Source organism: Xenorhabdus griffiniae (genome assembly GCF_037265215.1).
In the GTDB taxonomy this organism is placed as follows: Bacteria; Pseudomonadota; Gammaproteobacteria; order Enterobacterales; family Enterobacteriaceae; genus Xenorhabdus; species Xenorhabdus griffiniae.
Genome location: NZ_CP147737.1, coordinates 1,059,844 through 1,072,932 on the forward strand (window position 1 = coordinate 1,059,844; position 13,089 = coordinate 1,072,932).

The following is a 13,089-nucleotide window of genomic DNA, read 5'->3' on the forward strand; positions in this document are numbered from 1 at the left end:
AGATAAAAAGGCGTACTCCCCCTAGGCGGTGAGAGTACACCGCCTGGTGAAAAGTAAGTAAGATTAGAGTATTTTACCACCACGCCCAAAAAAATAGATCGTGGTTATCAAAATCAAAAGATTTCAGTGTACTGCTAACCCAGCTTTTTACTTCTTCAACATCCGACCAATAATATTGATCATATTCAATTGAACCAAAGAAAAAACCATCTTCTGTAGGGAATATTGTCATGCAATTATCTTTTGTCAGTCTATTTAAATCTGCTGATAATTGTTCTAACTTTTGTTTTGGTATCAATATACTTTTGCAATTATCGACACTTTGAACATTGTAACTAACCCAACGAAAAAGCGAGTTAATTTTTCGAAAATATCCCACTTGTGTATCATAATCAACACGTTCTTTCTGTTTTTCACCTGAAAAAAAGTGAATATCAAGTCCCATTTTTTATTCCTCATATAATAAAAACAAAGACAGGGACTTTCCCGCAGGAAAGTACCCTGCGGGGTTGGTCAATTAAGTTATTATTAATTAGCTTCAGTCTTCACTGGTAGTTCATCCCATGAAACAAAATAATGATTGCGATAATAGCCTTCCTCAACTTGGATTATTCCGTGGTGTCCACACTGAGTACATATAGCATCATCATTTTCACAGAGAAAATCATCATCGCCATCAGTTAGATACACTCCTTGATATCCACAATTTTCACATGGTTCCAACCAATTGATGAATACTTTCGTAAGTATATTTCCCATTAGGCATTCCCTCTAAACTGTCTATGGTAAATATCCCAACGTAATGAAACGCCTGGCTCATAAGGTGTACGTAAGAACTTCTTACTCATAAGACTTCTCCATAATTAAATAAAAATAGAGAAATCTTCCCAGGGGAAAATTTCCCCATTGGGTGAAAATAATAATTGAAAATGCTATTGTTATGAAAAGTTTCTTAATCGCCTTAGCGATCCCCGTTTTCAAAGAATAAACGAGTTTACCCAGAGTATTTACTGTCTGCTTTTTCAGGTATAGCAGATGGCGCAGTCACCCGAAGGCGTTCCTCTCAGACTACCGAAACATTAGTTATATAGCCACCCGAAAGCGCTCTTCTCAGGCTATTAGAGCATTAATAGATTGCACAAGGCAATGTAAGAACAACATTATTTTCTAACTAAGATTGCTACCTGTCAATAGCAAAAATAAAATTATAAAGATAACTTCAAATATTCCATCACTAGATTTGCTCCATGCTTAGTAATATGGATTCCATCATCTGTTCTAATTTTTTTTCCATCTAAAAAACCTGTATACTTTTCACCCAACACAGCATTTTGTGTTATATCTAAATACGTAACACCTAATTGCAATAAAGATTTTTTAATAATATATCGTGTGTTTTTTAACAAAAAATCATGTTCCTTGTTTTTTAAAAATGGGGGAGAAATCCAGATAATTTTTATATCGTAATTTTTACTCCTAATCCTGCCAATCAGTTCAAAAATAGAACGAGAATAATCAATTGAGTTTATTTCTTTATTGAAGTCGTTTGTTCCAATGCTTATAACAATGAGGTCATATTTATCAAAATCAATACGTTCAATAGCAGAAAACCAATCATACCTATGCCTATTTAGCCCAGAGCCAACTTGATAAAAAACATCCGCATTTTTATTAATTAAAGATTTATATGATTCACTATAAACATAAGTTAAAGAGTCACCTAAAATTAAAGCTTTACAATATCCATTTAATGAAAAAAAGGAAAATAAAATGAAATAAAATTTCATTGAATGAATAAAATTCATTCGTCACCTCCATTTACATTCTGGTAATATACTTGATTAATATATCTACCTCTACCATCACCATGACCTAAATCCATAGATACCTGTGCTAAAATTTCTTTTTTATTAAATCCTGCTTTCTGATAATGTGCGCTGAGTTCTTTAGCAACATAATATCGCATACTGTGAGGTGCTTTTTTACCAACTAATCCGGCTGAACGAACTATGTTTCTATAACGATCAACCGCCTGATGAATATTAGGCTTATCAATTAATTTACCATCACGTTCTTTCATCACATTTTCAGCATAATTGATAGCATTTTTAAGTTGTTCATTATTTAAAATTGTAGTATCTCTAGGACGTCCGCCTTTTGTGCCAAAGACCACTCTGACAGAATGATGTCCATTGTTTAAAGATTGCTTCCACGTATTTATAGATTTACAAGCTTGAACAGCTTCTTTTGTTCTCAGCCCTAAAACATATGCCAATTGTAAAGTTGCAGCAACACCTTTATCAATTTTTTCTACTTCTTTAAATGCTTTCTTAAATTCATCGGGAGATAATGCTTCTTTTGTTCCCATACGGCTTGCGCCTGCTATTCCAAGAGAACGATTATTCAATCGTTCATTATTTGGATCAGCTAATTTATGTTTTCCTGCTTGTGAAAGAATACCACGCAATGCTGACATTTCATTTTGTAAAGTTCGATTGCTAATGTTTTCAGATTTTCTGTTTTCAATATACCCTTCGATATATTTAATTTTCAGGCTATCTAACTGACGTAATTTAATGCCCGAAGAATTCAAATAGTTCAGAAATTGTTTGGCTATTCGAGTGCGATCGGCCACCGTGGCAAAACTCCCTCCTGCTTTACGGGCACAAGTAATAAAATCTTTCTTAAATATTTCTACCTTTGATCGTGACGTCTTTTTATCCATAAAAACCTCCAATAGCAATAATGTTAGTTTTTCGTCATTACAGACGTTCCCTGCGTATCGGTTATGTGTGTCATCCTGACAGTCAGATATTGTGTAGCAGGGCGCTATCATGTTGAGTTATTGCAGGAGCGCGCTCTGTGCTCTGCACTGCGCTTTAATGCTCCCCGTTCAGAGCCTGCTACCAGGATGAACGCCTCAATATCTGGACTACTTATCTCCTTTAATCGAAACTAAAAATTGAAATTTTCCTAAGCGACCGTTCGTAAAACGGGCGCTCTGGACGCTTAGTAAAAAATTTAAAACGATCTCTTACAACGTTTTGAAACATACCAACTTTTGTCTTCATTTGGTAAAACCGTTTGAAAAGATGTCTTAACGTTAGTTGTAATACGGTCTGGAAGTTTTACGCCTGGCGGCGTCACTTGGTAATCGCTACGCTTTTACTCAAGTGACGCCGCTCATCTTTCTGCTTCCAATACTGCTACTCGAAGATAACGAAAATGCCAAATGTTCCAAATGGCATACCGTTATATCGACGCTGGTAAAGGTCGCAAAAGCTCTCGACGTATTTACAAAAGACGCATTACATCGACAAAGATGTTTAATGTTTTTCTGCATCAAATAGCATGTTTGAAGGGGTTCATCTACATTTGACGAACTTTAGTTGAATATTTCTTAATCGCTTTAGCGATCCCCGTTTTCAAAGAATAAACGGGTTTACCCAGAGTATTTACTGTCTGCCTTTTCAGGTACGGCAAATGGCGCAGTCACTCGAAAGCGTTCCTCTCAGACTACTAGAACATTAGTATTTGCAATCACCCAAAGGCGTCCCTCTCAGATTGCTGGAACATTGATTGGTTACCATAAGATAACGTTACAGCGATGAAAATCTTACACTTGTAGCTCATACTCGTCAATGATTGAAAACCACACACAAAAATCAGGTTGCTTTTTTTTGCACAAAATACATACTTCAAGTATGTATTTATAATGTATACTTTGGGTGCGTAATGAAACATAGAGTTAACGTAACAGTTGATAAAGAAAATTATCTAATTCTAAGCTCCGCTGGCATAAATATTTCAGGTTTTGTTAATGAAACCATGGCGAAGGAGGCCCAACGCATCAAAGCTGAAAATTGGAAGACAAATAATCGTAAAGGGATGGAAGAAGTTGCTCAATTTATTGAGCAATATGGCTCATTTGCTGATGAAAATAAGAACTGGTAAATGCAATTTATTGTTTATCAATATAAACGAAAAGAAAGCAAATACAGCCTGCTTGTTGATGTACAAAGCGACATCATTGAAACACCAGGAAGACGCATGGTTATTCCCTTAGTTGAAGCATATCATTTTTCAAACAAGGTAAACCGCCATTTATTTCCCATAGTACAAATAGAGCATAAAGATTATCAACTTTTAACAACGGAGCTTTCGAGTGTCTCAGAAAACGTAATTGGAGAGAAAATTTCTGATGTGACTCAATGGTCGTCAGATATCAAGGATGCGCTTAATCTCTTATTTTGGGGAATTTAAATAATCGTTCTTGCATACTGGGTGATACTGTCTACTTATTATAGAATAAGGGGGTTATATGCAAAAAGATCTAAAGGTGAAATCTCGAGGAGAATTTTGGGGGATAAAAGCAGCGTGTATCTGGAAATGCTGTTTTAATAAATTGAAAAGCTGGGATAAGACGTGCGTTAGTAAAGCGAAGAAAAATAATGTTCCTGCATGGATTGGTCATATTCCAGTATTTGTAGCAAGTGCCTTAGCCATAACAGCACTTATCTTAAGTACTATTATCACTATAATTACAGTGTCAATTTTCTTTATTATAATATTAGTTTTATCTAAAACACCTAGTGTAGAGCCTTTAAAACATGGGCATTACGATTTAGACGGATACCATTACCCTGATGGGAGTATTGATCAGAGTGATCGGTGATAATTATTTAGAATTAACGAAATTCCGCTTCCTCGCTTTTAGCTGTTCGTTCCTCGCTCTGCTGCGGTACGCCTCAGCTAAAGACTGCGGCGAGCGTTACGGGGGTTCTAAAATTAACTCTCAGGTGGAAAGTGGAGATTGTTTCCATCCTAATATAGGTTGTCGAACGCTGTAACGCTGTTTTGGTTTTTTGAAAGAAATCGACGTATTTTAGCTGTTATTAGGTAAGCTAATTAACACGCGGTCATTTGATATGATAAGAATTCTGTTTGAAAGAAAATCATCACCTAACAGGCCATCAAAATCTATCCGTTCATCTGGAATTTGATAGATAGCCGCAGATAGCTTAATTCCATCAGGTGTTATAATAGTTTGCTTTGGGCAGGTCTGTGATAAATTAGCACACCCATCCTTTGAACGAGTAAAAAGCACCGTATGACTTGCACCAGTATCAATAACCATGCGGTTTATCTTCTTACCTTCAGAAGATAATACACTAATTTCTATTCCATTCCTTGTGCGAGTAAATGGAATAGATTGCCAACGATAGCCATAGGGAAGAGCTTTAAGATGGTCGGTTATCGTCAGCATCTTTGATGCGTAGTTAATAACCAGCGTTTTGTTTTTGGCAACACCCAGCCCCAACACGCCATCGATGATAAGTTTTCCCTTATTATCAAACATGCCGTTCCCCCATGGTTTAAAGAGTTCAACTTCAACATCTGAAAGGTGTTCACCATTAACAGTCATATTGGCTGTCCTTGCCACTACAGTAGATTTATCAACTCCAAAAACATCAACAGAATTTTGCACGGTTATTGTGTGATAATTCCGCTTTGGAAAAATCGAATCAAAGATAGATCGAGGGAGATAAAAAGCACCAGACGCCCCCGTATCAATTGAAAGTCTTTTAATCTCTTTCCCATTGATATTGAGCGAAACAGAAGGAGTTATATGTTCAAGGTAAGCAATTGGTGCAGTTATATCTGCTTTTACTGCTTCAACTGGAATGATAATAAGGCACAACAACAGGTATGTATGCAAATTTTTATTCATATTAAAAACCCATTAAGAACAGTGGATAATATTTAATTCCAACTCCCCCCTACTTTAAAACATAGCAATGAACAGCTTAGATTACAAATCCGTTCTTGCATTCACATAATAATCGAAAAAGACAGTTGATAAGAATTGTGTGGTCAATGACCACACAATTATATCACGTACTCTTATCGCCTATCCCATGTAGTTTTAAAAAATAGACCATCATCATCAGACGAACCACCACGAACAGCATCAAGTAGTTCAGATGCTTTTTGACCCTTCTGGTTTTTCAGGTTTGCAGAATTTTCTTGAATCACTTTCTGTAGTTCTTTCATATTAAGATCCTTAAAAAGATTGAAACAAAGAAGATAATAACGGAATTTACCATAACCTAATTTGTGTTTTATTTTGTTAGCCTACAAGAATTAATTTATTAAAATCCATCTGTAAGCCACATTGTTTAATATATATTATTTCAGATTAAGATCAACATAATTTTCACATAAAAAACAAACATGTAACATTTGTAAAATATAAACATATTAGCATAATATAATTAATATTATTAACGTTCAAAATTATAACTACAAGGTCATCAATCAATGTGTTTCAGTGATTGCAAATACTCGTGAGGGGTTGTAAATACACCGTTAACCATATCAAAAACTTTGTCGGCCACAGCGATAGCATCTGGTCGATGAGCTGCAAAAAGACGCGTTATTTTCATGGCCTTAATGGCTTCGTTTATTTTCCGCTCGTTTTCGATATCCAGAGCAGATGTGGATTCATCCAATATGAGAATTTTAGGTCTTCTATAAAGCGCCCGTGCAATGGAGACTCGTTGTTTCTGTCCTCCTGATAACACGCTCCCCATATCCCCAACTCTAGAATTATAGCCATCTGGCATCATTTCTATTCCATCATGAATAGCGGCCATCCTGGCACATTCATGCATAAGTTCAATGTCTGGCCTTTCGGCAAAACCGGTAATATTTTCCTGTAATGATCCGGTAAACAAAAAATCATCCTGTAAAACATAGGAAACATGCTTACGATAAGCCTCAAGGCCAATGCTAGATATAGGAACACCGTTAATTTTTATAATCCCTTCAGTCGGTTCAAGCAGTGAAGCAAGAACATGCAGCAATGTGGATTTACCACAGCCTGATGGACCTACAAACGCAACACTTTCTCCTGATTCAACAACAAAAGATAGTCTCTCAAAAATATAAGGTTCATTAGCTGAGTAAGCAAAAGACAAAGATGATATTTCTACTTCCCCGTTAAATTCCACAGGTAAATTTTGAGAGGCATCAAAGTGCATGTTTTCGCTTTCGGTAAGGACTACATCGCTAAGGCGGTTTGTATGCATTGAAAGCATTTTAAATTCATAAACAGCATCACAAAAATTAATCGTCCTTTGGATGAACATATCAGCGTACACCATGAAAGCAAACAGAACACCAACAGTAAAAAAACCATTTTCAGTCAACTGTGCACCAATATAGACAACCAAACATGCTGACAATCCTGTGACAAACGCGCTAATTAGCCGAAAAACAAGATCAATTCGAAAACGCTTTATATTTGCAGCAATGTTTTCAGTTGAGAGGTTCAACCATTTTATTTTTCTGTTAGTGCTCAGACACAGAATTTTGATCGCTGAAATACCGCGAACGGTTTCTATAAAATGTGAACTTTGAGCGGCAGTTTTACTGATAGATTCAGCCAGTGCGATTCTGTACATCCCAAAACAATACCATTTAATAAGAGCATAGAGCAGTGCCAGAAAAACTACACTAGCGCAAAGCGCTACGCTATAACTACTCATGACTACTAATAATGCAATTGTAACCACAGCATCAAGAATCGCATTTACCATACGCGCAGTAAATGCCTCCTGAATTTGGTTTAGGGATTGTAGGCGAGATACAACATCACCTAACTGGCGCTTTCCAAAGTAGGTAACAGGCAGACTGATTAGTTTTTTCAAAAATCCTTCAGACCAACTTAATCCAATAGAATATTTAGCTGCGGTAATAATCCAGTCGCGAAGCCATGTCAGCAGCATTCGCATAAAAAGCAAGGCAACAACAGCGGCTGAGATAACATTAAGGGCAAACATATTACTCGTGCTAAGAATGTTATCTATAATGAACTGTGAAGAAGCGGGGATAAGCAGCGTAACAAGTTCTATAGTCGCTGATATTGCTATGAGTCGTGCTATCACAGCACCTTTACCTTCTATCCCTGCCAGCATATCTCTGATAGAAAGTGCTGAAGATACTTTTTTTCGCTCAAACGTAGCACTGGGTTTCATTTCAAGTGCTATACCAGTGAAGCAATCCGATAGTTCAGAAAGCTTTATACTGCGTTCGCCAACAGCTGGATCATGAATAATTGCGCCTTTTCGGGACAGTTTTTTAAGCACCACAAAATGATTAAAAGACCAATGCAGGATACAAGGCAACGAAAGTGAATTCAGTTCTTCCAGTTCTACTTTTACGGGACAAGATGACAACCCCACTTTTTCACCTACGGTCACTATTTCTTTAAGGCTCATGCCATGTTTTGAAACATCAAAAAGTTTCCGCATAGAAAGCAGATCAGTATTGAAACCATAATAACTTGCGATCATAGCGATACAAGCAAGTCCACATTCTGAAACTTCAGACTGAATGATTACCGGAAGAGATTTCCCGACAGAAAACGTTGAAAAAAAATCTTTCACATATTTATCCATAAATTTAATCAACCATTCTAAGCAGCCATCTATAAAGACGTTTTTCACCTGTTAAGATTGAGGCATCAACCTGCATTCCCTGTTTTAACGGTAAACTCGAACGCTCTTCAGGAATGGCTATTACAGTAAAGTACATGTCATCCTCCCGCCTAATTGCAGCCTCTGATATTGAGGCAACTGTAGCAGTAAATTTTCCGTATCTTCTCCACGGATAAGCCGATACGCGTAATTTCACCTTCTGTCCAATTTTTATTTCACCTGCTGATTCAGCACCTACCTGGAGTCGGACAACAGGCATCGCGTCACTAGGTATAACTACGGCCAAAACATCTCCGCGCGTTACATTATCCCCAATCATCTTATCTACCCCAGCCACTCTTCCATTTATGGGACTAGTGATTTTTATTCGTTCAACGACATCCAAGTGTGCTAGGGATTGAGAAATTTGAGTAATTTCTTGATATACATCGTTTGTTTTTTCTTCTAATTTATGAGTTTTTATATCCATTTCAGTTTCAAGAGCGATGATATCAGCCTGCGTTTTGGTGATATTAACTAAAGTGTTTTGCATCTTTTCATCAGCCCGTAAGATTTCCTGCAGGGATTCATGAATCATCATTTCAGAAATGATCCCTTTTTTGCTGTATTTTACAAATGAGTTGTATTTCTTCTGTGATGCGGCAAAAGCGTTTCGATTAATCAAAAGTAGTTCATGCAGTTGCTCCAACTCGTTTTTTTTATTAGCTATAGCGGTAGGTATTTTGATAAGAGCGCTTTTTTTCTCCTTCTCAAATAATACTAATTTTTCAGTAAGTAATTGTTTTTTTTCTGTCAGCGCAGCACGTTCCCTTTGAGAGATCAACCCTGATTCAGTCTTTATCTCATGCGAAACTACCATGATTTCCTGGCCTACGTTAACCTGTTGACCGTCAATGACTCCCAAACTCTCCGCTATACCATCCATCGGAGAAACGAGAGAAGATGCATTAGGATTAAAAATTATTCTTCCAGGAGCTTCTACATTAATCCCGTAAGATCCCCAAATGAGGCAGGAAAGCAGCATTACGCTAGTCGCAGCACTTAGAATAAGGGGGAAAGTTGTTGATTGAGGGATATTAAGGGTATGCCTACCAATCCATGTGTTTTTACGATGAAAAATAGCTTCTTTGCGAAATAATCCGTTCACCAGAAATCCTTAACTGTTATTAGTAATTAATTAACAATCGGTTACTTCAATATCGATTACAAGCCTGTTAACCTCTTTACCGTTGATATTGATTGCGAAGAGGTTACAGACTAAAGGTGAACAATCGGCGAGGTTTATTGCTTCAACTGAAATTATCGTAAGATCCTGAGCCACACATACACTCAGAACTTTATTCATAATTCAGCAATTCCGATGTTTTTTGCGAGTTCATTTTCACTCAGGCCAAGTTCCACAAGGTAAGCAGCCCCCCGTCCGAGTAATGCCGCCATTGTATCGCAATAAATCGTTTTATTATTAAAGGCATTATCTCGCGAATACCTGTTTACAGGTTTTCCGCCTGCACAAATTTTTTGCCAGATACATCCTTGGCAATCCACAGGTAAAGAGGATTCAATTTTGTGAAATTCGCGCATGGGTTGACTGTTTACTATCTGAGCATAAGTTGCATCTGCAATGTTACCTATTGGTGTAAATATCTCTGAAACCGTTGAGCGCAAAGTATCATCAATGTAGATGTCACCAGTAGACGTAACCGTTATGGCTAAAGCTTCAAATCCTTCAGTCGGCGGCGTCACTCCCAATACTATGTATTTCGATGATCCAGCCAGTCTAGTGAAGTAACTGGATAAAATTCTTACATCACAATTAGGATCACTTTGTTCAAACCAAGCATCACAGACATCAATAAGAAAACGTTTAACTCCTTCTGTGTTGGTTGTATTTTCGTAATTGCTGTCAGGTAATAGAAAATCAAATCTTTTACACTGCATATCATGATAAAAGTGGTCAAAAAGTTCTTTACCACTGGCTTCGGGATCAATAACAGAAAGTATGGAGGGATAGTTAAGAATATTTCTTTCTTTCGCCGCTGTACACAATGCTTTATATCCGTTTAAGGTTGCCTCATATGAGCTACGCCCTTTGTGATCGAGACGGTATTTGTCGTTTATGTGTTTCGGACCATCGATGGAAATGTTTACAGAAATATTAAACTTTTCAAAAATGGCAATCCATTCATTGTTGATCAAGGTTGCGTTAGTCTGTAATGCAAAGCGCAACTCTGCATTCTTGTAATCTCCAGAATTGAGCGTTTCACATAGGTAAATTAAACGCTCTTTCTTGAGCATCAATGGTTCACCGCCATGCAAATCAATCTGTATTACGTCTGGGTTAACATCTTCAGCAACCCTTTCTAAAAAACCTTTCAACCCTATTATAGTGTTGTGGGAAATAACTGGAGCACTGTTTAGTGCAATATCACTTCCCATATTAAACACATAACAATATGAACAGTTTAGATTACAGCGCTCGCTTATTTTGAGAATTACTTCTAAGTGATTTATTTTATTCATATTTAGCAAGCCATCAAGTAAGTTGGTAAAAACATGTTGTCATCGACCACACGTTGACGTAAAGATCCGCCTTCTATGAAGGCGGAATTAATTTCACCCCAAAAGGACGTACTAATAAAATACCTAAAAATAAATCTCTACCAATTCTGATAATTTCAAATCTAAAGGCTAATAAAAGGCAGAGTCAAAACATTGCTGACCACCTCCACATAAGGTGGTCTTCAGTTAAGAATCAAAAGCTCTTTTTCCAATCAAGTTTGAACCATGTTTCAGCAGTAGATGCGCCACCACGAACAAAATCAAGTAATTCAGACGCTTTTTGACCTTTCTGATTTTTCAGGTTTGTAGAATTTTCTTGAATCACTTTTTGTAATTCTTTCATATTAATATCCTAAAAAAGGTTGAGTAAGAGAAGATAAAAATGGAATTTAATATAACTTTAATTCCATTTTATTTCGCTGATCTACAGAAATATTTTGTTAAAATTTATCCGTAATCAGCATTATCTAATGTATATTACCAAAAATCAAAGTCAACAATTTTTTTACAAAAAAACAACAGGAATAACACATGTGAAATATAAGCTAATTCATATAATTCAATTGGAACTATTAAGTTTTTAATTATAAATTAAATGTATTAAATATAGTATTTTATTGGTGATTGTTTTTTAAGAAATAATATTGTGTTGTTTTTATATACTTAAATTTTAAGTGTTCTTTAGTTATTTTTAATTTTTGGTAATGATTCCAATTTATTGTTAGCGGTTATCACAGCTATCCGATCACTACCCAAACTCAGAACTTCATGAGCAGTTAAAACTGTGCGGCTATTGGCCGCACACCACATAAAATGCTTCTTACATTTTTTGGGTAACCGGAATATCTGGTTGATCTCTACTTTGGCGTTCATTCACAGATTTTACTTTCTCAACGGAAAAGCTGGTTGTTTTGTTGCCCCTAAACCATATATCACATAATATATACCTGTGTGACATATGGTTGTTTGGGGGTAAGAATGAAGCAATATGAGCCAGTACCACCGCCTGTTACGTGGTTCGGAAGTAAAAGCAGGCTGGTTAAAGAGATCGTTAAGCATTTTCCAGAGCATCAGACGTATGTCGATGTGTTTGGTGGAAGTGGAGCCGTTCTACTTGGCAAAAAACCAAGCAAAGTTGAGGTATATAACGATCTGAACAGAAAGATGACCAGTCTGTTTAATGTGCTATCCGACAAGCGAAAAACTCAAGAGCTGGTTCGCAGACTGGAATTAACTCCATACAGCAGAGATGAGTTCAGGTCCGCAGCTGCATCTGTCGATGATGAATGTGATGAAATTGAGCTTGCAAGGCTCATGATCGTTGTCCAACGCCAGTCTCACGGGGGCTTAGCTAAGCAGTGGTCATACTGCGTTGACGCTCCGGCAGGTGGATACAGTGCCAGTGTTCGTAAGTTTCATACGGGCATAGAGCGTCTTCCCAATGTGCAAGCGAGGATGCGAAAAGTTCAGATTGAAAACCTGTGCTTCACTGATCTAATCCCTCGATATGATAGGCCTGGAACCCTGTTCTATCTCGATCCCCCGTATGTGCCAGACACTCGAATTAATGGTCAGTATGAGAATGAAATGACCATTGAGGATCATCATGCGCTTGTCGATCTGCTGCTGTCGTCTCGCGGGATGTTTGTTTTGTCGGGGTACAAAACACCTGTTTACGTTCCGTTAGAAAATGCGGGATGGAATCGAGTAGATATAGAGACATATGCCAGCACAAGCAAAACTCGAACAAAGAGGACGGAATGTCTTTGGGTGTCTCCTAACTGTTTGAATAAAAAAGATATTCCAACATATCTGGATATTGAGAATGATTCAGACCTGACAAACCGCCAAAAGGCGGCCTTGAGGGTTCACCGACACAGGCGGGAACAGTCCGAGTCCGCTATAAAAGAAGCGATTTACAGCCTGAAACGCATGAAGAAAAAAGTGACAAAAGTGGAGGTGTCTCGGATGACAGGGATCAGTCGAGAACATATCACCAGGCATTACGGACACCTTTTTTAGGATATTA

General features: G+C 37.3%; 14 protein-coding genes. 4 read left to right on the plus strand and 10 right to left on the minus strand.

All coding sequences use genetic code 11. The annotated features are described in order from the left end of the window. Positions 1–73: 73 nt before the first annotated feature. The 4 genes from WDV75_RS04680 to WDV75_RS04695 all read right to left on the minus strand — a co-directional run bounded on the left by WDV75_RS04680 (position 74) and on the right by WDV75_RS04695 (position 2,725). Positions 74–445: a hypothetical protein gene (locus tag WDV75_RS04680; protein WP_273558106.1), complete on the minus strand. Its 372-nt coding sequence runs from the start codon at positions 443–445 to the stop codon at positions 74–76. A gap of 83 nt (positions 446–528) precedes the next feature. Then, positions 529–759 carry a hypothetical protein gene (locus WDV75_RS04685; protein ID WP_273558107.1) on the minus strand — a complete coding sequence of 77 codons (231 nt, stop codon included), beginning with the start codon at positions 757–759 and terminating at the stop codon, positions 529–531. Between the two features lie 446 nt (positions 760–1,205). Then, positions 1,206–1,805 carry a GDSL-type esterase/lipase family protein gene (locus tag WDV75_RS04690; RefSeq protein ID WP_273558108.1) on the minus strand — a complete coding sequence of 200 codons (600 nt, stop codon included), beginning with the start codon at positions 1,803–1,805 and terminating at the stop codon, positions 1,206–1,208. Continuing rightward, positions 1,802–2,725, minus strand: a complete 924-nt coding sequence (locus tag WDV75_RS04695) for an integrase domain-containing protein (protein ID WP_273558109.1) — start codon at positions 2,723–2,725, stop codon at positions 1,802–1,804. The genes WDV75_RS04690 and WDV75_RS04695 overlap by 4 nt, the downstream gene beginning before the upstream one ends. Before the next feature lie 1,010 nt (positions 2,726–3,735). On the opposite strand from WDV75_RS04695, the gene ccdA reads away from it, so the two are divergent. From ccdA to WDV75_RS04710, 3 genes are read left to right on the plus strand one after another with little or no spacing between them, the layout of a single operon-like run. Next, on the plus strand, positions 3,736–3,954 hold the full coding sequence (ccdA, locus tag WDV75_RS04700; RefSeq protein ID WP_273558110.1) for a type II toxin-antitoxin system antitoxin CcdA: 219 nt from the start codon (positions 3,736–3,738) through the stop codon (positions 3,952–3,954). Further along, entirely contained in the window at positions 3,955–4,263 is a 309-nt protein-coding gene (ccdB, locus tag WDV75_RS04705) for a type II toxin-antitoxin system toxin CcdB (RefSeq protein WP_273558111.1), read from the plus strand. It abuts the gene before it with no gap. A 58-nt stretch (positions 4,264–4,321) separates the two neighbouring features. After that, positions 4,322–4,675 (plus strand): hypothetical protein, encoded by a 354-nt coding sequence (locus WDV75_RS04710; RefSeq protein ID WP_273558112.1) that lies wholly within the window; start codon positions 4,322–4,324, stop codon positions 4,673–4,675. Between the two features lie 210 nt (positions 4,676–4,885). Here WDV75_RS04710 and WDV75_RS04715 read toward each other — a convergent pair whose 3' ends face one another. From WDV75_RS04715 to WDV75_RS04740, 6 genes are all read right to left on the minus strand, one after another. After that, positions 4,886–5,731, minus strand: a complete 846-nt coding sequence (locus tag WDV75_RS04715; RefSeq protein WP_273558113.1) for an aspartyl protease family protein — start codon at positions 5,729–5,731, stop codon at positions 4,886–4,888. Between the two features lie 173 nt (positions 5,732–5,904). Further along, complete coding sequence (locus WDV75_RS04720) at positions 5,905–6,054, minus strand: hypothetical protein (RefSeq protein WP_273558114.1); 150 nt, start codon at positions 6,052–6,054, stop codon at positions 5,905–5,907. Positions 6,055–6,314: 260 nt separating this feature from the next. Then, complete coding sequence (locus WDV75_RS04725) at positions 6,315–8,450, minus strand: peptidase domain-containing ABC transporter (protein WP_273558115.1); 2,136 nt, start codon at positions 8,448–8,450, stop codon at positions 6,315–6,317. Positions 8,451–8,466: 16 nt separating this feature from the next. Continuing rightward, positions 8,467–9,648, minus strand: coding sequence for an HlyD family secretion protein (locus WDV75_RS04730; RefSeq protein ID WP_273558116.1), 1,182 nt, complete (start codon positions 9,646–9,648; stop codon positions 8,467–8,469). 194 nt (positions 9,649–9,842) lie between these two features. Then, positions 9,843–11,021 (minus strand): cyclophane-forming radical SAM/SPASM peptide maturase XyeB, encoded by a 1,179-nt coding sequence (gene xyeB, locus WDV75_RS04735; protein ID WP_273558117.1) that lies wholly within the window; start codon positions 11,019–11,021, stop codon positions 9,843–9,845. A 232-nt stretch (positions 11,022–11,253) separates the two neighbouring features. Then, positions 11,254–11,403 (minus strand): hypothetical protein, encoded by a 150-nt coding sequence (locus WDV75_RS04740; RefSeq protein WP_273558118.1) that lies wholly within the window; start codon positions 11,401–11,403, stop codon positions 11,254–11,256. A gap of 635 nt (positions 11,404–12,038) precedes the next feature. Between WDV75_RS04740 and WDV75_RS04745 the strand changes: the two genes are divergently transcribed. Then, on the plus strand, positions 12,039–13,082 hold the full coding sequence (locus tag WDV75_RS04745; RefSeq protein WP_273558119.1) for a DNA adenine methylase: 1,044 nt from the start codon (positions 12,039–12,041) through the stop codon (positions 13,080–13,082). Positions 13,083–13,089: the final 7 nt, after the last annotated feature.

Bases quoted from the DNA above. Each gene is read 5' to 3' on its own strand.
- WDV75_RS04685 (WP_273558107.1), bottom strand. From the start codon at position 759: ATGGGAAATATACTTACGAAAGTATTCATCAATTGGTTGGAACCATGT.
- xyeB (WP_273558117.1), bottom strand. From the start codon at position 11,021: ATGAATAAAATAAATCACTTAGAAGTAATTCTCAAAATAAGCGAGCGC.
- WDV75_RS04715 (WP_273558113.1), bottom strand. From the start codon at position 5,731: ATGAATAAAAATTTGCATACATACCTGTTGTTGTGCCTTATTATCATT.
- WDV75_RS04680 (WP_273558106.1), bottom strand. From the start codon at position 445: ATGGGACTTGATATTCACTTTTTTTCAGGTGAAAAACAGAAAGAACGT.
- WDV75_RS04745 (WP_273558119.1), top strand. From the start codon at position 12,039: ATGAAGCAATATGAGCCAGTACCACCGCCTGTTACGTGGTTCGGAAGT.
- ccdA (WP_273558110.1), top strand. From the start codon at position 3,736: ATGAAACATAGAGTTAACGTAACAGTTGATAAAGAAAATTATCTAATT.
- WDV75_RS04695 (WP_273558109.1), bottom strand. From the start codon at position 2,725: ATGGATAAAAAGACGTCACGATCAAAGGTAGAAATATTTAAGAAAGAT.
- WDV75_RS04740 (WP_273558118.1), bottom strand. From the start codon at position 11,403: ATGAAAGAATTACAAAAAGTGATTCAAGAAAATTCTACAAACCTGAAA.
- WDV75_RS04690 (WP_273558108.1), bottom strand. From the start codon at position 1,805: ATGAATTTTATTCATTCAATGAAATTTTATTTCATTTTATTTTCCTTT.
- WDV75_RS04710 (WP_273558112.1), top strand. From the start codon at position 4,322: ATGCAAAAAGATCTAAAGGTGAAATCTCGAGGAGAATTTTGGGGGATA.
- WDV75_RS04720 (WP_273558114.1), bottom strand. From the start codon at position 6,054: ATGAAAGAACTACAGAAAGTGATTCAAGAAAATTCTGCAAACCTGAAA.
- ccdB (WP_273558111.1), top strand. From the start codon at position 3,955: ATGCAATTTATTGTTTATCAATATAAACGAAAAGAAAGCAAATACAGC.